Here is a 21,979-nt window from a genome sequence, read left to right on the forward strand (position 1 = left end):
GCCACCAGGGGTCGGCCTCGGCGAGTAGCGCTTCGAGATCGACCACGGGGCGGACCCACGGCGGATTCCCGACCTGCAAGTCGAACCCGCCCCGCTCTGCGAACACCGACGAGAAGTCGAGCTCCCAGTGGAAGAATGCCTGTTGCCGGGCGACCCGTTGGCACACGACGAGCCACGGGTGCTCGCGTAGCACCCGTTCCGGCGATGCGACACCGGCGAACGAGAGCTCGAACTCCTCGGCCTCGTTGAGCTCGTCCCAGTCGGCAGTCGACCCAAGGGTCTGGTCGCCACCGGTCCACTTCCGTCCACGCCCCGAGGCTCCGGTCTCGGCGTGGACGCCGAGCACGGCTCGCAGCCCAGCGATCCATTCGTCTAGGGTCGGCGGCTCGAGGCTCTCCTCGGAACCGTCGTCCGACTTAACCCGGGTTAACCCGTCAGTCAGCGGCCAGAACCACATTGCCGACCACGCGTCCATGACGAGCCGGAGCCGCTGGTAGGCACCCTTCGCATCGGCGAGTGCCTCCTCGATCTGCTCGCGCGTGACGTCCCCGCCGACAGGCAGGTCTTCGGCGCCCCACACGTCGATGGACCGCCGGATTTGGTCTTCGGCGATACGGAGCCGCTGGTGCGCGAGGTCCCACAGCGCCTCGACGCGGTGGGCGAGGTTGACCAGCTCATTCGCCTGCTTCTTCGACGGAGCGACGAGCACCGTCTTCCGCCACGCCTTGAGGCGGGCGAGCGCCTCAGGCGCGAGCTCCTTGGCCTCCTTCGCCTCGACGGCGCTGCCCCAGCCGGCGGCGGGCAGCAGGAAGTGGTGGATCCTCCCGCCCACGTCGCCGAGCGAGCTCGACCGCCCGGCGGCGCGATCGGCGTCGGACGGCGTGAGTGGCACGTCCGCCGGCACCGCGGTGAGCCAGGCCTTCTTGGCGAGCTCGTCGCGGCGATACACCGCGCGTCGTGCGCCGATGAGGGAGTTGCCGCGCTTGAGGTGCAGACCGAACCATGGCGCTTGCAGCCCCTTGCCCATGGTGTCGAGCCACAGGGAAATCTCGGCGAGCTCGACGGCAGTGCCGTTGAGGTCCACCCCGTACACGTTGTGCAGGGCGATGTACGCCTTGACCTTCTGCAACTCTGCCGCGTACGCGTCGGGGTCGATGCGCTTGCCCGTCTCCTCCTGCTTGCGCCGCAGGTATGCGGCGGCGAGCTGGCGCACCGCCTCGATGGCGAACGCACCGGAGCCGAGCGCCGGCTCGCACACCGTGAGGTCGAGGATCTCGCGTGCTGACATCTTGCGGGGGACCTCGCGGCCCTCCCACTCGACGGAGCCTTCCTTGACCTCGTCCGGGCCGATGAGCTCGACGAGGGCCTGCGACACGGTGAATCGGGTCAGCACCTCGGGCGTGTAGTAGGAGGCCGACTGCTGCCGTTCCCGCCCCGCGAGCCGGTAGACGAACGTCCCCCGCTCGTGGACCACGGGCTTGAGCTCCTTGGTCACCGGGTCCTCGGCGCGGACGAAGTCCTTGGCAGCGATCCCCTCGGCGCGGGTCGTCGGCACGACCCACGAGCCCTTCTCCGCGTTGCCGTCTCTCGCGACCTCGTAGAGGTCCTCCTCGGCGAAGAAGCCCGTGTAGCTCATCAGGCCCTCGTACACCGCACCGAGCTGGTTGATGCCCAGCTCCGCGTAGGAGATGAACCCGCGGTCCTTTCCCTTGACCTCCTTGCTGAGCAGGAGGTGACGGAGCACCTCCTGCACCGTGCCGTTCCCCAGGTGAACCTCGTCCACCAGGGCCGTCGCCGCGGGCGCGAAGAGGTCGGCCTTGAGGGACCGGAAGGTCAGGCCCTCGGTCTCGCCGCCGCCGTCGGGCGCGGTGCCGCCCTCGTGCCCGCGGTCGACGAGTCGGCACAGGACGTGCAACGACTCGTACAGGTGCGTGCCTCGTTCGGCCGACGCGCTCGCCAGCTCGACGAGAGTCAGCTCGCGCATACGGTCGAGGCTGTACCCGCGCTCGTACGCCGGGTCGCCGACGGGTAGCACGCCGAGCTCGGGCGACGCCTCCGCGTAGAGGAGGAAGAGGATGCGGTAGAGGAACCGCAAGGACTGCTTCGCCAGCGTCTGCGCCTCAGACTGCGGGAGCGGGTCGAGGCCCTGCGCCCGGCGCCGCTCCACGACCTCGTTGGCGATGAGCTCGATCGACAGGCGCACTCCTTCGCGCAGGTCCTTCGAGACGCCGACCGTGTGCTTCACGGAGTCCTCGAGGACGCCTGACCACCAGACGTTGCCCTCAGCGTCGGGCGCGAGGGACTGCGCGGCCAGGCACGTCAGTGCGCGGTCGATCTCTCCCCCGCGCTTCGCGTCCGCGCGCTCGGCCACGAGCTGGAGGTCGACGGCGAGGTACCGGCCCTCCGCCCAGCGCGCCCTCTCCGCGACGAGCGCCGTGCCCCCGGCGAGGACGAGCGCGAAGTCGGGCGCGTCGTCGGACACGAACAGGTACGACAGGAGGCGAGCGACCGAGTGGACCTGGGTGGACTCGTCCACGTCGAACGGAACGAGCAGCGTGCGGTCCGCCGGCGACGGCTTGTGCGCATCGCCCTTGGCGAGGAGCGACTCGACGTCCTTGACGGCGACGGCCTCGACGATCGCCAGCGGGGCCGCGCCCTTCAGGCCTGTGGCGTGCACACGCAGGACCGGGCCGGAGCGCTCGGCGACGAGGCCCGCACCCTCGAACCCGAGCACCCGGCGCAACCGCTCGTACAACATGGGCAGCTCAGGGCTACGACCGCCCTCCTCGCCGAACGACGCGAAGACCGACAACAGCTCGCCGCGCGACTCCGTGAAGCGCGACCGCGTCGTCGCACGACCCTCCGCGGTCTCGGCGTCCCACTCCTTGCGGCGGTCCAGCACGCGCGCCTGGAACGACTGCTTGCCGTCCGTCGCGAAGTAGTGCTCGCTGATCCAGTCCTCGCCGACGACGATCGCGTCGCTCACCGCCATCAGTGCTGGTCCTCCTCGATCGGTGAAACCCAGGTTTCAGGACCGGCGACCTGGGGAGGGGCGCCCGACCACGTCGCCGGCACCACGACGAGGAGCGGGCGCACGAGAGTCCGGTCGGGGAGCATCGACTCCGCGAGGCGCGTCTCTTCGTCCACGCGCTCCTTGCGGCTGCGCAGCTCGTCGCGCTGCACGAGCACCTGCGACTCGAGGCGCCACTTCCGGCTGCGCTCCTGCCAGCTGCTCACCCGGCGCTCCGTCTCGGCCCGGATGGCGGCCACCTGGTCGGCGATCGGGGCGTCCGAGGCACGCACCGCCTCAGCCACGAACGGCTGCAGCTGCTCGGCGGCACGGAGTGCGCCCGTGTTGACCGCCTCGAGAGCCAGCGCCGCGATCGCCTCGGAGGCCGACGGGAACACCTGGGCGAGCGCGAACTGCGGATCGCTCTCGTCGGGGAAGATCGCATGGATGTACGACGTCGCGACGACCTGTCCCCGCTTGTTCGTCAGCGTGCCCTGCAGCAGCACGGTGACCTGGTCGACCGCGCCGCGCACCGCGAACACCTGGTCGCGACCGAGCACGGCGAGCGCCCTGTCGGCGGCCCAGTCGACGACCGGGTGCAGCGGGGCGAGGTAGTGCGCCTCGGGCCAGGTCGACGTCGACTCGCTGGTCCGCGCCTGGACCAGCTCCGCCTTGCCACGCGCCGAGGTGGTCGCCAGCTTGAGGGTCTGCGTCACGTCGCGAGCGTCCAGGTACGACTGTGGGAGGACCTCCAGCCGCTGTCGCAGGTCGCGCGGCGGGCGGAGGCTCGCCACGCCGTGGGCCGACGGCGGCGTCCACCCCACCCCGTTCGGCGGCGCCATACCCGGCGTCGGGCTGATCTCGTGCACCGCATCCGTGAGGAACGCGAGCTCGCCGTCGTACAGGCCCGACGTGCCCACGGCGGCCGGCGACCCGTTCGTCGGGACCACGGGGGCGGCGTCGGGCACCTCCGTGCCCGAACCGAGGCTGAGGAGGCGCGCGAGGAAGCCGTCGATGCCGTCGGCCGCCGCGACGTCCTCCGGGCTGCGGACCACGTCGTCCAGGTCCTTCTGCCCCCGGATGACCTCCTCGATGGCCTTCTCCTCCGCCGCGACGTCGTACGTGCCCATGAGGGACGCGGAGTCGCCGAGGGCCTTGTGGGCCTCGTGCTCGCGCTCGACGAGCCGCGTGAGCACGCGGATGTCCCCGCCGAAGCGGTCCGTCGTCGTCGGCTGCAGGAGGAGCGTGACGATCTGCGGGGCGAGCTTCTGCCCGTAGCGGTCGATGCGGCCGTTGCGCTGCTCGATCCGGATGAGGCTCCACGGGATGTCGTAGTGGATGAGGTGGTGGCATTGGCTGTGCAGGTTCACGCCCTCGGAGGCGACATCTCCCGTGACCAGCACGCGGATCGGCGACGACGCAAGCTTGAACGAGTCCACGACGTCCTGCTGCTCGACGTCGCTCAGACCCCCGTGCAGCACCTGCACCTGGTCCTTCGTCATGCCGAGATCCCGGACGAGCTTCTCCTGGAGCCAGCCGAGGGTGGCGACGCGCTCGGCGAAGACGACGGCACGAGCCGTGCTCGTGCGGGCGACGCCGATGCTGCGGAGCTCGGCGAGCAGGGCGTCGTACTTGCCTGAGCGCTGGGTCAGCGCGGCATCGGCTAGGTGCTGGAGGCGTTCCAGCGCGGAAACCTCGGCGCCGACGCCCACCTCCTGGCGCTCCCGGAGCGTGCGCAGGCGGTTGTGGACCGAGTCCGCGAGTGCCGCCGGCGAGGAGAGGAACGCCTTGGCGAGCGTCCACGGGAAGAGGGTCAAGGCCTTGCCCGAGTACGGGCTGCGGCCGGACGCCGGCCACAGCCACACCTGCTCCAGCTCGCGCGCGATCTCCTCCTCGACCGGCGAGGCCGGCACGAGCTCGTTGCGTGGCGGGAGGCGTTCCGCCCAGTCGGAACCGACGACGCTCGCGACGTCGGGCGAGTGGCGGTGCCTGCGGATGATGAGGCGCCGAACCTCTTCCTCCACGAGCGTCCCGTCCGGGCGGACGGCACTCGGCTCGAGCATGCGGACCAGCTCCGCGAACGACTCGGCGCGTCCGTTGTGGGGGGTCGCGCTCGCGAGGACCAGAGCGTCCGTGCGCTCGGCAAGGAGGTTCGCGAGGCGGTTGTTCTGCGTCGAGGTGTTCGTGACGTTGTGCGACTCGTCGATCACGACGGCGTCCCAGCGCTGCTTGCGCAGGTGCGCCACGTACTTGTCGCTCTTCAGCGTGTCGATCGAGATGATCACGCGCTTGAAGAACGCGAACGGGTTGCGGTTCGCCGGCAGCTTCTGGCGGATCCTCTGGATGCCCGTGCTGTCCAGGCGGACGAACGGCAGGGCGAAGCGCGTCCAGAGCTCGAACTGCATCTGCTCCAGGACATGCTTGGGCGTGACGACGAGGATGCGTTCCCCTCGGCCTCGGCGCGCGAGCTCGGAGAGGATCATGCCGATCTCGAGCGTCTTGCCCAGGCCGACCGCATCCGCCAGAAGGATGCGGGGGCGCAGGTTGTCCGGGTCGAGCGCCTGGCGCACCGCTGCGAGCTGGTAGTCGAGCGGGTCCGCGAGGGCACGGTGCGCCGTCGTGAGGCTCGGGTCCGCGACGGGGACCGGCGTCTTGCGGAGCATCGCCTCCAGCCACAGACGAGTTCGGCGGTACTTCGGCGACTCGTCGGCGACGACGCGGGTCGCCGAAGGGTCCACCTCCTGGACGTCGTCGATCGCTGTGCTGAACACGGCCTCCGTGTCGCGAACCAGCTCCGACAGGCCGAGGACATGGACGAAATGACCGTCTGTCGTCGGCTCGATCGACGTGACGAGCCAGGACTCGTCACGGACGATGACGGTGGAGCCTGGGGCTCCGGTGAACGTCGGCCGGGTGGACTGGTCGGTCGCCGTCGTCACGTGCTGGTACTCCTCTGCGGTGCTGCGGCAGGGAGCACCCCTGCCTGGTGGATCCTATCGGCGAGACCGGGCGCCCTCGGGGCCTTTCGGGAGTCCTCCGGGAGGACATCGCGCACCCGCCGGAGCAGTCTCATGACCGCCGCCGAACGGGCATCCTTGTCAACGCACCCCGGGGAAGACCGACTTGATGACCGCGACGAGCTCGGCAGCGCGTTCTTCGTCCAGCTGGATCGACTGGCTGATCGTGCCGACGTCCTTGCGCTCCGGCGAGCCGTAGGTGTCGAGCTGGAGGACCTGCTCTCCGTCGCGAGACGAGACCCGCCACGTGCAGTCTGACCTCGAGTGTGGTCGCCGACCCTCCAGCGGGTCCAACGGCGAGAGCGAGACGATGTAGGCCATTGCGGTAGTTCCTTCTCGGGTTCCTGGTCACGCGACGAACTGGCTGAAGACCTTGTCGGGGCGGTTGCGGAGAGTCCGCGCGTCGCTCCAACGGACGGAGAAGCTGTCGGCGCTGAGCGACTCCGCAACTCGACGCTGCACCTCCTCGAGGTGGTCGACGTCGCGTGACCACAACGGGTGACCGACAGGGACCGCGATCTTCCCTGCCGTCAGGACGGTCACGCCGTCACGCTCCTCGATCGCGATCCGTCCCGGACCGTCCTCGACCGCCTCCCCGAATCCTCGGACGAAGCCTCGCGCGGCACGCTCGGTCACCTCGCGCCAGCGGTCGGTGTCAAGAGCACGCCCGAGGGCCAGGTCTGCGACATCGAGCGCGAGGCGCCAGTCGAGCGCGCCATGCAGGTGGCGGTTGTCCCAGGAGCGCAAGCAGTCCGGGCACGAGGTGTCACACCTCGTGTGCGAAGCATCGGCCCAGGAGGTGGCGATCTGGCCGTGGAGTCGGTCCAAGACGGAACCCACGCGTCTGCGGGCCAGCTCGAGCGCATAGCCGGCGCCGTTGTCCAGCGTGTCCGCCAGATAGACGGCCGCCGTTCGGACCCCTTCGATCGTGCGTGGCTGGATGCCCACCGTGAGCTCGGCCGGGTCGATGTCGAGCTCCGACTGGCAGCCGCGACGCAACGCCTCCGCGAAGGAGAGCATCGCAGCGTTGCCGGACGGGCAGTCGCCCCGGGCCGTCGCGACTACACCGCTCTCGAGGCTGGCTCCTCGGATCAGGAGCAGTGCGGCGTCTGTCGTGCGCACCTCGCCGATCGCTGCCTCACCCACCTTGGGCATCGTCGGCGCGGAGCTGCTCTCGAGCGGGACGATGACCGACTTGTCTGAGTGCTGGTACATCGTGAAGAGCTGACCGTTGCTGTCGTTGATGGTGAGGAGCTTCGCCTGCTCCAGCATCCAGACGTCGAGCGCGCCGACTCTCTCTGCCGGCTGCCCCGGGTTCAACCACCCCAGGACCGGACGGGACGCTCCAGCAGCGCGACGATCCTCGATCTTGCCGTCCGTGCGCTCCGGGTGCGTCCTGAACCCGCTGGGCTCGTACATCGCGACCTCGCGCACGGACGAACCGCAGACGGGGCAGCTCGACCACTTCTCCGACACCGTCGAGGCAGAGCACTCCTGACACCGTGTCACCGTGAGGCGGGCCGAGAGGGGGTTGACGGAGTACGGCTTGTTGTCGAAACCTCGGCGCCACGCAACAAAGCCGTTCGCCGTGTACACCCAGCCGTCGCGCACGACCTGCGCTCCGGGTGCGAAGAGCGAGACGGCCTGGCCCAACGGGCGGTCGCTCAGCTCGTCCGCCGTCACCTTGCCGCCAGCGTCGGTGCGGTACAGGTAGCGCACCCGAGTCGGGAACCCGAACATCGGCAGCACGCCTGCGTTGGCGAGGCGTTCGCTCAGCGACGTCTGCGTGTGAGCCTCGTTCTCGACAGCGTCATCGATCTCGAGCACCAGGGTGTCCCGAACCCAGTGCGCGACGTCATCGAGGTCCGCCGCACCGACACCTGTCAGGGCACTCAGCCGACCGATGACCGGCTGAACGTCGTCACTGGTCATCAACCACTTCTCGACGCCCTCCCGGTGAGCCTCCCACTCCTTCACGTCGCCGAAGGCGCCGTGGACGTTGTCACCCCGCGGGGCGGGCGGTGTCGGGAGAGAGGCGAACGCACGCCGCAACAGCTCCGCCGCCACGACGCGGCGCAGGATGCGCACGCGGCTGGTGTCGAGGAACGGCTGTGGCGGAGCGTCACCGGTGATCCGGTGGGAGTTGGCGAAGTAGTAGTCGTCGTGCGAACGGTCCCGGCAGAGCGTCGCTGCGAACGAGAAGGCCTGGCCCGCGCGACCCGCACGACCGACACGCTGCTGGTAGTTGAACCGTTGCGGCGGCATGTTGCCCATGACCGTCGAGCGCAACGACCCGATGTCGACGCCGACCTCCATCGTGGTGGTCACGCTGAGTACGTCGAGCGGGGTCGCGCGACTGTTCTCCTTGGGTGCAGGAAGAAGTGCTCCTCGGAAGACGCGCTGCCGTCTGCGCTGCTCCTCCGGCGGTCGGGTCTGGCCTGTCAGCTCCGCGACAGCGAGCCGTTGCGGCTTCTGACCGGTGAGCCAGGCGTAGTAGTCCGACTCGCCCAGCGACGACACCGCTACGACCTCGAGCTCTCCGGCGCACCCTTCTCGTGTGCATGTACCTGCGGACGGATGCAGATGACGACGACTGCACAGGTCGCACACCCAGACGTCGTCTCCGGCGGGGACGAGATCGAGCGGAAGGTCGAGGCGGTCGAGATGGACCAGTCCGGAGTCGAGGAGCCCCGCCAGACGAGCGTCGATGCTGCCCTGCAGCTCGTCGGCATCGATGCCCGCTCGCAGGGCGACACGCTTCACGTAGTCGACCGCCGCCTTCACGCGTCCCTTGGCGTCGGACGCGCGGTCCTGAGGAAGCCAACGGTCCGCGGCGAGGATGATCCGCAGGCTCGAGCGGACCGCCTGTGCGATGACGTCCTCGTCTCCCCCGACACTGCGAGGAACGAGAGATGCGACCAGCGTCTCCTCCGAGTCCCTCTCGGCGGACCCGAGCAGCACGTCGCCCAGCGACGACGCCAGGTGGTTGCGGAAGTTCCTCTGCAGGTCCGCGCGAAGCGCGGCCGGTGCGATCGGCTCCCACTCGCCCGGCACCGGGGGCTCGAAGGCGCGGTACCACGGGCTGCCGTCGTCCAGCTTCAGCAAGGACGCTCTCGGTCCGCCAGGCGGCACGCCGAGCTCGACGAGTCGTCTGCTCACCTGGTTGACCAGGTTCGGCCACTCCCACGCCACCGCAGCGGCTTGCTCGGCCTCGAACGAGCTGATGAGCTCGCGATGAGCGTCCTGGGCCACGCCCAGGTGATCGAGCATGTAGGCCTGGTTGACCTGGGAGTGCTTGGCGACGAGCTCACCGTACCGGGCCTGCAGCGCACCCTCGAGCGTTCCTCTCACCCCAGCCCTGAGGATTGCCGCGACATCCTCCGACGGGGCCGCGAGCACCTGCTGCACCTGTTGCCGGACGAGATCGGCATAGTGGTTCATCGAGAGACCTACGGCCATGCGCGCTGCATCGTCTCGAGAGTCGGTGAACACGATCGTCCGGCTCGACTCCCTGTCGTCGCCCAGCTCGCGGAAGATCTCGGAGACCAGGAGCTGGGCGGCCTGGGTCGCACCCTGCGTGTGAGCGCGCAGCGCCGACGAGACACGGCCCGTCTCAAAGCCCCGCTGTCGCCGGTGGTGCCCGCAGCGCGGACAGTGCGAAGGCAGTGCCGGTGGCTCCCAGGAGGCGTCGGGGCCGGAGCTCGTGACCACGGTCCCCGTCGCCTCGTCAGGACCTGGCCGGAGGAATCCGGACCGAGGGTCGAACGACGCAGCGGTAAAGTTGAACTTCCACGGCTTCTTGCCGGGCCCCGTGTGCTGCCACGACATCCCGACTCCCTCTCGGCGGGGCAGGTACCAGCGGTACTCGTGCCGGCGCCGCTCGAACACGAGTCGCGCTCTCTCCGCGTCGCTCTCGCTCGGGTCGACGCCGAGGAAGGCCCCTCCGTCGTCCAGCGAGGAGAGGACATGGCCGCCGAGGCTCGCGTCGCCACAGTTCCCGCAGTAGAGCAGCTCGAGCACCCGAGAACCGCACGCGCACTGACGGGCCGGGCGGGCGAAGAGCCTTCCGACCCCGGGTACGGACCTACCTTCGCCGGGAACCTCGGTGCACTCCGGGTCGCTGCACGCCCACATGCCCCGCATCGTCCGCATGAAGTAGTGGGCCCTGAAGGGGATGGCGTTCGAGGACGGTGACTCCACGATCTTCTCGAGGGCACGGGTCACTCTCTCCAGCCCGCCCGTCCCCTCGCCGAACGCGCGCGTCTCGATGTCCTCGAGAGAGGTGGCGCGGGGAGGTGCGTCCCCGTCGCGGCACGCGCTCGCCAGGATCGCCTCGAGGCTTGCAGATGAACGGCCGGACAGGGCGTCGTCGAGACGGACAGGAAGCGTGACGTCGACTGTTCGGGGCGCGCCACTGATCTGCTCGAACGACGCTCTCGGAACGCCGAAGAACTGCTCGAGATACTCGCCCTTGTCCGCATCGAGGGAGGCGCTCGTCCCGATGACGCGCAGCTGCGGCGAGTCAGCGGCGAGCCCGATCCTGAGCAACAGGTTGCGGAGGATGAGGGCCACCTCTGAGCCCTGCGTACCCCGGTAGAGGTGCAGCTCGTCGACCACCAGGGTGAACTTTCGCGACCGGTCTGCCTCCAGCCACCGCCTCGTCGCCTCGAAGATCGGCTCCTCCATCTGCCGCATCAGCATGATGTTGAGCATCGAGTAGTTCGTCACCAGGATGTCGGGCGGTGTCCGGACCATGTCCCACCGCGTCAGGAGCTCGACGCGCCGCGGATCGGACAGGAAGTCCGTGATCGACGCATCGGCTGCCGCCAGCGAGTCGTACTCGTCGACCAGCTTGCGCATCTCCTCGGCGACTGTCGCCAGCCGCGAGTGGGTTCCCGTGGACGACGGCAGGGTCGTCCCGCCCGGAGCCGCGGAGGTGTACCGGCCGAACCACAGCGCCGGCCCTCCAGCGTCCTGGATACGACGGGCCGTCCGCCGCAGTCGCGACATCTGGTCCTCGACGAGCGCGTTCGTCGGGTACAGCACGAGCGTCCGGACCGCCGGATCTCTGGTCTCACCCGACCGCACGGCGGTCCAGCGCAGTGGCGCGCTGTCCCACCATCGAACTTCTGATCGAGGACCAGGAGCCCAGTCACGTGCCTCGATCAGCAGTCGAGCGAGGACCGGAAGGAGGAAGGACTCTGTCTTTCCCGAGCCCGTGCCCGACGTCACGACCGGGTTGGTCGTGACGACCTCACTCATCGCCACCGCTAGAGCGTCAGCCTGGTGCTGTCGCAGCATGAGGCCGTCAACGTTGTCGACGCCGAAGAGCCCCCCGAGGAGCCATCGCGCCTCGTGAGGGCGCAGGCCTGCGGCTGCGCACGCCTCGAGACCATCCTCCGTCCCGTCGTACGGGAGAACAGGCTCGAGCAGAGGGTGCGGAACGAGCGGTGTCTCCTCCGTGAGGAGCCGCCGGCGCTCGCGACGGAGCGACTCGTCACGGAGGTAGAACGCCGTGTCGATGTAGCGCAGGAGCGTCTCGCGAAGGTTGTCGCCGACGCTGACGGGGTTGGGCTGGGAGGCCATCGTTCCTCAGTTCTCGATCAGGTAGGTCAGTCGGTGCGCCACCTCACGAGACACACCGGGATAGACGAGATAGCCGCGACGTCGCTCTGGCGACCTTCCGGAGTCGAGGACGGCTGCTCGTTGGTACATCCCGGGAAGACTCGCTCCCAGTGGCACAGCGAGGTCGCCGGTCTCCTCCTGGTACGCCAGCAGAGGCTTGCCGCACAGGGCTACGGAGGCGGCGTGCTTCACGAGGTAGACGTCCGCGAGCGCCACGGTTCCGTTCGCGACGTCCGCCTCCGTGCGCAGGAGGTACAGGGAGGCGTACCTGCCGACCCGGTACGCGCCCACGCCGTCGATGCCGACGCCGTCGACCCAGGAGGAGCGCGCGGGGTCGAACGATTGGACGTCCAGGTGTCCCGCCGCTCGCGTCCGCGGGAGAGCGCCGATGACCGTGCTCAGCGCAGGAAGAAGACGAGCGAGCTCCGGTCCGGCGCGCCCGGCCACCAGGACTCCGTCGACGTCGAGCCACTCCAGCAGCTCATCGTCCGTCGCGGTGGTTGCCCAGCGGTCCGGGCCCTTGACCTGCCTGGTGGAGACGACCCGACCCCCGTTGTTCTCGATCGACGCGGTCGCGTCGTCCACCAGCGGCCTGCTCCAGAAGCCGGTGAGGACACGTTCGCTGCCCGTGTCCACGACTGTCGTCGGGCAGACCTCCCACGCGACGGGCGCGAGCGTCTCTGGCGACCGTCGCACCTCGATGTGTCCGAGCGCCTCGAGCGTGCTCGTGAACTCCTTGACGAACACGCGGCTCGGGTCGAGCTGCTGAGCGACACGCTCAAGAACGGCTATCGGGCCGCCGCCGGCGTAGCGCAACGCGTCGAGCGCGACCTCCCAGTCCTCGTCCAGGTCGCCGCCACGGTCCTCGGACGGGGGGAGCGCAGCGACATCGACACGTGCCGTCGCTGCACGAGCCTGCTGACGCTCGAACTTCTTCTTGTTCCGCCAGTAGCTCGAGGAGTATCGCTTCTGCAGTCCACAGCCCTCGCAGACACCCATCGTGGACGTGCTGAGCGGGCGGCCCTTCGAGTCGTACATCGCGGTCTCCAGCTCGAATCGGTGCATGCCCGAGTAGAAGCAGGAGTCCTGGCTCGGCCTCCGGAGGACGACCTTGGTCGCCCTCTCCCGGTCGCGTCCCGAGATCCACCAGGGCTTGCGAGGTGGCTGCGCCGTCGAAGCCTCCGGAGACGTTGGATCCGCGTCGATCACGACGCCTTGCACGACTGGCCCCCTCGCAGAAGGATCACCCGCACCGAGAAGGGAGAGGGGGGCGCTCATCGCATGCTCGATCGTCTCGGCGCGTTCCCAGAGAGAGGCCTCGGGTGTGGAAGACGACCGCAACGAGAACTGCTTGCGAGACAGCGCCGTCTCCCCGGTGCGAAGCTCGACCGCGTAGTCCCCGTCCTCGAGCTCCAGCCCGGCCAGGTCTTGGATGACCGAACCGGAGCCGCCGTCATCCCAGCGCCCAAGCTCCACCTCGTCGTCCCTGTCGTCACCCGGCGCGCCCAGATCGAGAAGACGCACCGAGAACGGCTCGCCGACATCGCTCACCGCGCGCAGCTCGGGAGGCCGTGCCGAGTGCCAACGGTTGCGGAGAGGGCCGGGAAGCGCGAGACCACCTGCGAGCTTGAGCTGGCTGCTGGTCAGCGGGACCAGGGCGCGGACGTCGGTGTGCGCCTGCTCGGCGTCCGACGGCCGCGAGAAGATCTCGACGCGCTGGAGCAAGGTCCAGCCCTCCGGCACCCCCGGCAGCTCCCGAGGCTCCCAACCCGGGCGCGACACCTCAGCCAGGATCCCCTCGACCCGCTGCCGGAGCCGATCAGCGACGAGAACGACCACGTCGTCGCCCATGAGCACCTGCTGCACCTCGACCCAGTCGCCAGTCAGGTCGTCCTTGCGGAAGACGACGAGCCCGCGAGGACGACGACGGATCGTACCGGCGAGCTCGTCCTCCACCTCGAGGACGCCCTCGAGCAGGCTCGCGGCGTCGATGATGCCCGGGTCCTGGAAGCTCATGGCTGCGGCTGAGCTTTGCACGAGAACTAACTTCTCGTCCCGCTCCCCATGGAGCACGACGCTGCGCGACTGCTCAGGGCGGGGCAGGAAGAACACAGGTCGAAGCCTCACCTGCTTACGAGGGAAGGCCGTGATGGACATCGCGAGCGACGCGCGCCCGCGCGGACCGAGACCCTCGGTCTCCGAGTCGATGCCGTCCCACTCGCTCAGCAGCGTCGCCGCGACCTCGGCTACGCGGTCCTGGAGTCCAGACCTGCTCCAGAGCGCTACGAGGTACTTCGTCGCCGGGCTCGGGTTCTGGTCGATCCACGAGCCGAGCAGCGGGGTCAGCTCTGCCGGCGGGAGCTCCGATCGGGGCGCGAGGTCGAAGTCCGAGAAGAACCGCTCGAGGCGCCGCCGATCGGCCTCCCGCACGAGCGCCTGGGAGACCGCGAGGCCGACGAACCGCATCCCCACCGAATACGCGGTCGGAAGCCCTCGTGCACCCCCCACGGTCGTGAGCCAGAGATTGAGGCTCCCCCAGAACGGTTCTGCGATCGTGCGATAGGCCTTGCCGAGAGTTTCGGCCTTACCGCCAAGAAGGGTCGCGAGGCGACCGTAGTAGTTGTTCGCCGACATACCCTCGCCGCTCGCCATGCGTTCGGCGGCAAGGCTGAAGACCGCGAGGAGCGCGATCAAGGGGTTGACGCGCTCGCGATCACCCGTCCTCCACACGGAAAGTCGCTGCCGGTGATGGTGAAAAGCGCGCGCGCTCTCGACCTCGACGGTACTCGCCACCGCGGCCGCCAGCGCCTGCACCACCCCATCTTCAGGTACCCCGATACGCGCAGCGACTCGCGAGAGAACGTCTGCCTCGAGATCCAGGTAGACCGGCGCCGGCTGCTCGGTCTCGGGGAACAGCTCGGCAGCCAGAAGATCGTTCCAACGGTCGTACCCTGCCCAGGCGTCCCTGTCTGGAATCATGCTGCTGCTCCCTGCCACGCTGCACATGTCGGTCGTCCCAACACGTGCACCGTAGTCCGTCATGTCCGTGATCTCGACCGTCGAGGGGGCGAAATCTCCCTGGCGGGTAAGCCAACGCCTCGAGCGGCTGCAGACTCCCCCTCCGTAAGTGGCTACGATCCTTGCGTCGGCGACGGAACCTGACGAGATGGCGAGACGGCGAGATCATGGATTACCTGGGTGGCGAGACTGACGCTGACGACCGTCGCGAGATCGAACGAGCGATCGCTGTAGGGCTTGCATCGTTGTCTGCGACGAGCCCGCACCCGACCGAGGTCGAGCAGTCCGAGGAGTTCACCGAGCACGACGTTCGTCTTGACGACGGCTCCTGGCTCGACCTGGTAGCAGCCGTGCAGGACTGGCTGCGTCTCGACAGCCGTCTCGATCCGATCGCGCCAACGGAGCGCCTCGCGAAGTCTCTGTTCGAGGGCCTCGGCTCCGGCACCCCGCACGAGATGTACACGGTGCACCAGGACATCGTGACGCTCACGCCGCACGGGCTCGACCTTCTCCGCACGCGGGTCGACCGAGCGCTCAACCTTCGTGACGTCTTCCTCGATGCCGTCGAGAGCGGCAGCCGTGCGAGTGCCACCACGACCTGGGTCGAGGCGTGGGACGACACCGTCGACACGACCGTCTCAGGCCCGATCCGGGCCAAGGCCGAAGTGTGGTCGATCCACGACTTCGCCTCCCGGGCAAAGTCGCGAAGGCTCGAGCTCAGTCCCTCCTACCAGCGCGGCGACGTGTGGCCCACCGGCGACTCGCAGCTCCTCATCGAGTCGATCCTCCGAGGGATCCCGCTGCCGTCCGTCATCATCCTGCGTCCAAAGTCGGCGGCGGAAGCGCCCTTCGAGGTTGTCGACGGCAAGCAGCGACTCACGTCGATCCTCCGTTTCATCGGCGCTCACCCAGCCGCGCTCGAGGTCGTCGAGTCAGCGACACGCGAGTACCCAGGGTTCGATCTCGCCCATCTCTTCCGGACCAACTATCCGCAGTTTCGAACGGCGTGGAAGAAGGCGACCGGCGAGGCCTTGACGGCCACTGCGGAGCGCTCCTACTACTTCCCCTTCAAGCTTGCTGCTGGGTCGGCAGGGCTGAGCGGCGATCTCGCCCCGTTGGCAGGCAAGTACTTTCACCAGATCGCCGACGAGTTCGTGCGGGTCGGCGGCGAGCACGTCGCGGTTCGCGACATCTTCGAGGCGACGACGGACTACAAGGTCCCCGTGATCGAGTACACAGAGGCGACGCCCCGCCAGATCCACGAGGTCTTCAGCCTCTACAACAAGCAGGGAAAGCACCTCAACGCGGAGGAGATCCGGAACGCGGTCTACCACGAACTCCTCCTGATGCGTGCCCTCGCGGTATCGGCTGGTGACGGGCCAGGAATCCGCGCCGCCGCATCGTTCCTCTCCCCGGTCTCCTCGCACGTGAGCGCGATCTCGACGTTCCTCTCCGACTCCGGGGTCCCCGACTCTCGTTACCGGCGGACGAAGGTCTTGTCCTGGCTCTTCTCCACGCTCTTCCTCGATTCTCTGAACGACGACGGCGAACCTCGCCGTCTGTCTACCGCGAACCAGATCAATGCGCTCCTGGACCGGGCTCAGCGCCCCGGCGACCCGCTCCGCGACGAAAGGGTCATCAGCGACGCGCTTCGGCTGGTCGCCACGGGCATGCGAGCCCACCGCGCCGCCGACGCGTGGTCGGACCACTTCAAGGACGGCAAGCACGGCGCGCGCTGGCACGACCTCCAGCTCGTGGCAAGTCTGGCTGGGGTCTGCCTCGCTGGCGCCGTTCTGGGCGATCAGGTCGGAGAGGAGCTGCGTCGGCACGAGGAAGAGCTGCGCGTCCGCTCGGCCGCCGAGTGGGGACGCCCCTCCAAGACGCAGACGTCCGTCCAGTGGTCACAGATCGCCAGAGTCGCGATCGGCGTGCTCGACACCTTGGGCATCGATCCTGAAGTGGCAGATCGCGCTGTCAGGGACGGGTACGGCCATTCGACGGCGCGTGCGCTCCAGCTTATCGTCAACGCTGCGGAGAGCTGACCTGCCTCTTGCGCACGCCCGAGAGGACACGCTCGATCTCGGCGGCCACGGCGGACGGCTCCTGATGCTCCCAGTAGCGGAGGACCAGCCATCCCTGCTGCTCGAGCAGCCTGTTCGTGTCCAGGTCTCGCGCGTGGTTCGCCGCGAGCTTGATCCGCCACCACTCGCTGTTCGAGCGCGGTGAGGTTCCGTGCTCCGGACAGCCGTGCCAGAAGCACCCATCGACGAACACCGCGACCCTTGGCCGCGTGAACGCGATGTCGATCGTCCGCCGACGCTGCCCCGGGACGGGAAACGCGACCCGGTACCTGAGCCCGTGCGCATGGAGCACCCTGCGCAGCGCAAGCTCAGGCTTCGTATCTCTCCTGCGCGCACGGCTCATCTTCTCCGAGACACGCGCCGAGGCTGAGCCTGGGTGTGCCGGGACACGCTGCGGACGCGCAGCGACCCCTTCAGGCAGCTCGCGGTTCGTCGTCATCGGTCGCGCCCCCGACGGGGAGCCCCTTCCTGCTGACAACGCCGTGCGCTTCGTCTCCGGCCTCCCATCGGTCGCGCCACGCGTGGCGAGCGCCCTGAAGCCGTGGATCGAGGCCCGCGATCTCTTCGAAGTGCCCGAGAAACTGGGCGAGTGCGAACGCCACCGCCCCGACGTGCACAGCATTGCCCAGCTGCTTGTAGGACGCGCTGTCGGGCTGACTCTTCGTCATGATCTGCGCGACACGATCGGGGAAGCCCTGAAGTCGAGCCGCCTCGAGCGGTGCGATCCGGCGACGCTCCTTACCCAGGATCGGGGTCTGGTTGATCGCGACGAGAGCCGGGGTGTACGTCGCCTTCTTGACCCGGATGCCCGACGGGCGGAGCTGGATCAGGCACTCGTCGAGCGACGAGGCGTCCTGCGCCTGCCACTCGAACTTCTGGCGGCTGCGCTCGAAGGAGAGGACGGTGTCGCCCAGGGTGGCATTGATCTCATGTCGGTAGTCGACGACAAAGCGCTCGTTGAGGTCCAGGAAGGCGTGCTTCCAACCGCGATCATCGGGGTCGTGCGTCGGCCGCCTGCCTTCAGCGTCAGCCCTTTCCTGGGCGAGCCAGCCCTCGTCGAGAACCCCGAGCCAGATGGGGTGCCCAGGGAGCCGCCGGCGGCCGTCGTCTCTCCTGAGCGTGCGACGCCTGACGACTTCACGGACGAAGCCGTCCCACGCCGCGATGGCCGGGCCCTCTTCGCCTACGGCGTACCGGCTGACGTCCCCTAGCCGAGCGTCGCCGACGAGAATCGGCTCACCTCCGTAGAGCGCCAGGGGTGTGGAGCGGATCCGCCACTGACCAGGGTCCCAACCGTCGTACTCGAAGGCCGCAAAGGGCGGCGCCGTCGCGAGGGATGCTCTGCTCTTCCTCGTCCACTCGATGCGCTCTGCTCCGGTCTGGAGATCGTCACCCAGCGCACTTCCGTGGATCGCCATGATGTAGATGCGTTCACGCATCTGCGGCGTACCGCCGAGCCGAGGAGAGATCCTGTGCGGTGAGATGACGGTCGGGTGGGCCGCGACGACGTACCCAAGCTCGTGAAGGGCCCGAATGATCGTCTTGAACGTGGTGTCGCGATGCTTGGGTCCAGCGAGATTCTTCACGTTCTCGAGGAAGACGACCCGAGGCCGCTTAGCGCGGACGATCCGAAGAATGTTGTAGAAGAGGGTTCCTCGGGTCTCGTCCAGCACCCCGTGCTGCTTCCCCGACTTGCTGAACGCTTGGCACGGAAATCCCGCAGCGAGCACATCGTGCTCGGGGAACTCCTTGAGGTCGTCCTGAGCCGCGGGGAGCGCGTCTTCCTCGACGTACGCCACGTCGTCATTGATGTCCTCTGCGAACGGATAGGAGTGACCCCTGCTCCGGTCCGGCTCGATCCACGCCTTCTCGTAGACCTTCCTCGCCCGAGGATCTGTCTCGCATGCGTACACGCAACGTCCACCGAGGTCAGCAAGTGCGGCGTGAAACCCCCCGATACCGGCGAACAGATCGACGAACGTGAACCCGTCCAGTGTCGAGACCAACCTTCCTCCTCCGCCCACGACGCTGCCCGGTCGCGCCGGTCCGGGCAGACCCGACGCTAGCGCGGCAAGCCCGCGGCGCATGCCCTGTCCACAACCGCCCGAGTCCTGGGCGATCACGCGCTCAAGCTACCACCGCCTGCCACACGGAGCTAGCGCACTCGCCATGCCGCGTCAGTACCGGACGCGGGTCCAACTTCACCCTTGCAAGCGTCCACAGACCGACACTTCACTCCTACGCTTCAGTAGCCAGCGTCAGAGGAGGACCACGTGGCGTCATCGTTCGGTTGGCTAGACACCGACCACGCCCAGCGTCGTCGCATGCTCGAGGTCGTCGACCTGTTCAAGGAGCAGGGCACGGTCGACGAGCTGGGGATCGGGTCGATCCGGGACACGTTCTCCGACGCGCTTTTCCCGGGGACGTCGACGCTGCTCACCCGGCTGCGGTACGTGCTGTTCGTCCCGTGGCTGGTGCAGCGTGCGGTCCGTGGCACCTCGACCGTCGACGACGCCGTGCGTCGCCTGCGCGCCGACGAGGTGCGGCTCATCGAGTCGCTGCTCGAGGGCTACCGGGACGAGGAGCGCGGCCGGAACCAGGGCATCCTCGGTCAGACCGCCCGCGCGAAGCTGAAGCGCATGCCGAGCGAGGTCTACTGGGGACCCCTCGGCCGCTGGCACCTGCGCACCTGGGACACGAGCGTCGTCGGGCATCTGCGCCGCGGCTCGGCTCTCCGTGGCGCGGGCCGTGGCCGGACCGAGACGGACGACCCGGGCGCCCGTGACAGGGCTCTGGACGCCGGCTTCGACCTCGCCGGCCTCGAACCTCCCGAGGACCTGCTGCGGTCGACGACCTTCGACCTGCGCCCCGAGGAGGCCGAGGTCCTCCTCGAACGGCTGCGCACGACGACCCACGGTTCGCTGCTCGGATGGCTCCTCGAGCACCGCGACGCCGTCGATCTCGACGCCGCCTCGGCCGCGGAGCTCTCGCTGGTCGGTGTGCCGAGCGACCTTCAATCAGTCGTCGACCACGCAACGCGGTTCAGCCTCGCGATGCACGGTGCCGCGCTCCTGTACAACCTCCTCGTCGCCGAGTCGGCTGCCATCCCGGACGTCGTCGACCACTACCGGGAGCGCCTCGACGACTGGCACGAGGAGCTCGTCGAGACGCGCGCCCTCGACGGCTGGGACCGCGGCGAGCTGTGGAGCGTCCTGACGGCACGCAACGAGCGGATCCCGCTGCCGACCCGCAGGTTCACCGACGCGTGGCTCGACGTCCTGCTCGACGGCGACCGCGTCGAGGACTCGTCGCGAGCACGCGACCTCGTCGCCCAGCGGGAGCGTGGCCTCAAGGGCGGACGCGCACGACTCACAAACAGATCGGCCCGCGAGGCGTGGAAGGGTGAGTCCGGCACCGGACTGCTCGACTACCGGTGGGGCGTGACCCGGCGGCTCCTCGACGACCTCCTGTCCGCTCTGCCCGACCCCCCGAGCACCATTCGACGTGGGCAGCCGACCGACGCGCTCCTCACTGCAAGGACCCCCGCCTGATGCTCACCCCGGATACCCGCGTCCTGCTCACCGACGCCCTCCGCCCGCCCGTCGGCCTGCGCGTCGACGCCGCGATCGCCACGACGTACTCGCTCGACCTCACCGCGCTACTGCTGGGTCCCGTGACGTTCGCGACGCTCGACGCGAGCGCCCAGGTCGATGGCGACGACCTCGCCGCGACCGATCCCATCGGCCTGCTCGAGGCCGTCCAGCGCTACAGCGAGCTCACCACGGTCTTCTGCCAGGCCGGCGGGATCAGCGTGCCGGCGTCGTACCGCTCGGTGCTCACCTTCGTCGAGGGGGCCGTGCACCAGGTCATGGCCCCGGCACCGGGTCGGTTGTTCCATCCCAAGTCGTGGACCCTGCGGTTCGTCGACGACGACGATGCGTACCGCCACCGGTTCGTCGTGCTCAGCCGCAACCTGACGTTCGACCTGTCCTGGGACACCGTGCTAGTCCTGGACGAGGACGAATCGGCCGCCGAGCCGGTCGCCCCCGCCCCGATCAGCGCTTTCCTGCGCGCTCTCCCCCACCTGGCGACGTCCCCGCTCCCCGAGGACCGCGCCGCGCAGGTGGAGTCCGTCGCCGCGTCGGTCGCGAACGCGCGGCTCGCCCCGCCCACACCGTTCCGGAGCGCCGAGGTCCTGCCCCTCGGGCTCGACGGTGTCCCGACGCCCTGGCCGTTCCCCGACGCCGCGGACCGCGTCCTCGCGGTGAGCCCGTTCCTCGACGCCGGATTGCTCCGCAGGCTCCCCGACGCGGACGACCGCACGCTCGTCTCCCGCGCGGAGACGTTCGACCGGCTGGGCACCATCCCGCTCGACTGCTGGGCGACCCGGACCCTGTCGTCAGCGGCCGAGCGCGACCCGTCCTCGGACGACGGCGCCGCCTCGTCGGGCGACCCCCGCTCGACCGCCGGTCCCGTCCGCGAGACGGATCGCGTCCGCGACGGTCTGCATGCCAAGACGGTCGTCGTGGACTCCGGTCGAGACAGCACGACGGTCACCGGAAGCGCGAACCTCACCACGGCGGCATGGGGCGGGAACGTCGAGCTGGCGGTCGCCCTGCAGGGCCGCACCGCCGACGTCGGCGTGCGCGCCACGCTCGACGGTGCGAAGGACGTCCCGGGCTTGGCGAAAGTGCTGGACGCGTTCGCGCCGCGCTCGCCCGAGCCGGTCGTCGACCCTGCCGAGTCCACCGCCCTCGACATCGACGACTTCCACCGGCGTCTCGCCGCGTCCCGACTGCGCGCAAGCCTCACCACGGACGACGCGGACGGCAGCGACGGCGATCCCACGGCGCGCCTCGTCGTCGGGACGCACGGCCTGCCCGAGCCGGTGCCCGGCGCCACCACGGTCACGTGGCCGGTGACCCTGCCGGCCGACCTGCACGCACGGCTGTTCCACGAGGGCGCGGACGTCGCGTGGGAGGGCCTGAGCCTTCGTGCCGTCACCCCGTTCCTCGCCGTGGAGACGACGGCCGGGACGGGTGACGAGCGTGCGACCCGGCGCTGCGTCGTCGTGCTCGGCCTGGACGGTGACGTCGCCGAGCGGCGGCACGCCGCGGTCCGCGACGCCCTGCGTAGCCGGGACGACGTCGCGCGCTATCTCGCCCTGCTCCTCGCCGACCCTGCGGCGGCGTCCCCGTTCGCCACCGGTCCGGTCGGCGACCCGGCCA

Annotated in this window: 9 protein-coding genes and 1 pseudogene; 3 read left to right on the forward strand and 7 right to left on the reverse strand. The window is 69.1% G+C overall.

All coding sequences use genetic code 11. The features are described 5' to 3' along the window. The 5 genes and pseudogenes from ACFVQZ_RS35750 to ACFVQZ_RS35770 all read right to left on the reverse strand — a co-directional run. Window positions 1-2,992 (reverse strand): annotated as a pseudogene (locus ACFVQZ_RS35750) (type II restriction endonuclease subunit M); the annotation flags it as partial. Further along, window positions 2,992-5,949, reverse strand: a complete 2,958-nt coding sequence (locus ACFVQZ_RS35755; RefSeq protein ID WP_378229602.1) for a helicase-related protein — start codon at window positions 5,947-5,949, stop codon at window positions 2,992-2,994. The gene ACFVQZ_RS35755 and the pseudogene ACFVQZ_RS35750, both read right to left, overlap by 1 nt. Window positions 5,950-6,108: 159 nt before the next feature. Further along, window positions 6,109-6,348 (reverse strand): hypothetical protein, encoded by a 240-nt coding sequence (locus tag ACFVQZ_RS35760; protein WP_378229604.1) that lies wholly within the window; start codon window positions 6,346-6,348, stop codon window positions 6,109-6,111. Between the two features lie 27 nt (window positions 6,349-6,375). After that, window positions 6,376-11,613 carry a DEAD/DEAH box helicase gene (locus ACFVQZ_RS35765; protein WP_378229606.1) on the reverse strand — a complete coding sequence of 1,746 codons (5,238 nt, stop codon included), beginning with the start codon at window positions 11,611-11,613 and terminating at the stop codon, window positions 6,376-6,378. A 6-nt stretch (window positions 11,614-11,619) separates the two neighbouring features. Beyond that, window positions 11,620-14,694 (reverse strand): hypothetical protein, encoded by a 3,075-nt coding sequence (locus ACFVQZ_RS35770; RefSeq protein ID WP_378229608.1) that lies wholly within the window; start codon window positions 14,692-14,694, stop codon window positions 11,620-11,622. A gap of 143 nt (window positions 14,695-14,837) precedes the next feature. On the opposite strand from ACFVQZ_RS35770, the gene ACFVQZ_RS35775 reads away from it, so the two are divergent. Next, window positions 14,838-16,712, forward strand: a complete 1,875-nt coding sequence (locus ACFVQZ_RS35775) for a DUF262 domain-containing protein (protein ID WP_378229610.1) — start codon at window positions 14,838-14,840, stop codon at window positions 16,710-16,712. On the opposite strand, the gene ACFVQZ_RS35780 is transcribed toward ACFVQZ_RS35775, so the two are convergent. Both ACFVQZ_RS35780 and ACFVQZ_RS35785 read right to left on the reverse strand, forming a co-directional pair. Next, a complete protein-coding gene (locus ACFVQZ_RS35780) occupies window positions 16,693-17,172 on the reverse strand; it encodes a very short patch repair endonuclease (RefSeq protein ID WP_383629069.1) in 480 nt (159 codons plus the stop codon). The two genes, ACFVQZ_RS35775 and ACFVQZ_RS35780, sit on opposite strands and share 20 nt — an antisense overlap. After that, window positions 17,165-18,757, reverse strand: coding sequence for a DNA cytosine methyltransferase (locus ACFVQZ_RS35785; RefSeq protein WP_378229614.1), 1,593 nt, complete (start codon window positions 18,755-18,757; stop codon window positions 17,165-17,167). Before ACFVQZ_RS35785 ends, ACFVQZ_RS35780 begins: the two co-directional genes overlap by 8 nt. Before the next feature lie 267 nt (window positions 18,758-19,024). Here ACFVQZ_RS35785 and ACFVQZ_RS35790 point away from each other — a divergent pair, with 267 nt between their 5' ends. Then, window positions 19,025-20,302 (forward strand): DUF6361 family protein, encoded by a 1,278-nt coding sequence (locus ACFVQZ_RS35790; RefSeq protein WP_378229616.1) that lies wholly within the window; start codon window positions 19,025-19,027, stop codon window positions 20,300-20,302. Beyond that, a partial coding sequence (locus tag ACFVQZ_RS35795) for a phospholipase D-like domain-containing protein (RefSeq protein WP_383629067.1) occupies window positions 20,302-21,979 on the forward strand: 1,678 nt, incomplete at its 3' end. The genes ACFVQZ_RS35790 and ACFVQZ_RS35795, both read left to right, overlap by 1 nt.

It is taken from the genome of Streptomyces sp. NPDC057854 (genome assembly GCF_042797055.1).
Lineage (GTDB): Bacteria > Actinomycetota > Actinomycetes > Streptomycetales > Streptomycetaceae > Streptomyces.

What these genes read in the sequence shown, in the direction of transcription:
- ACFVQZ_RS35765 (WP_378229606.1), bottom strand. Translation starts at nt 11,613, where the DNA reads ATGGCCTCCCAGCCCAACCCCGTCAGCGTCGGCGACAACCTTCGCGAG.
- ACFVQZ_RS35775 (WP_378229610.1), top strand. Translation starts at nt 14,838, where the DNA reads ATGGATTACCTGGGTGGCGAGACTGACGCTGACGACCGTCGCGAGATC.
- ACFVQZ_RS35760 (WP_378229604.1), bottom strand. Translation starts at nt 6,348, where the DNA reads ATGGCCTACATCGTCTCGCTCTCGCCGTTGGACCCGCTGGAGGGTCGG.
- ACFVQZ_RS35770 (WP_378229608.1), bottom strand. Translation starts at nt 14,694, where the DNA reads ATGACGGACTACGGTGCACGTGTTGGGACGACCGACATGTGCAGCGTG.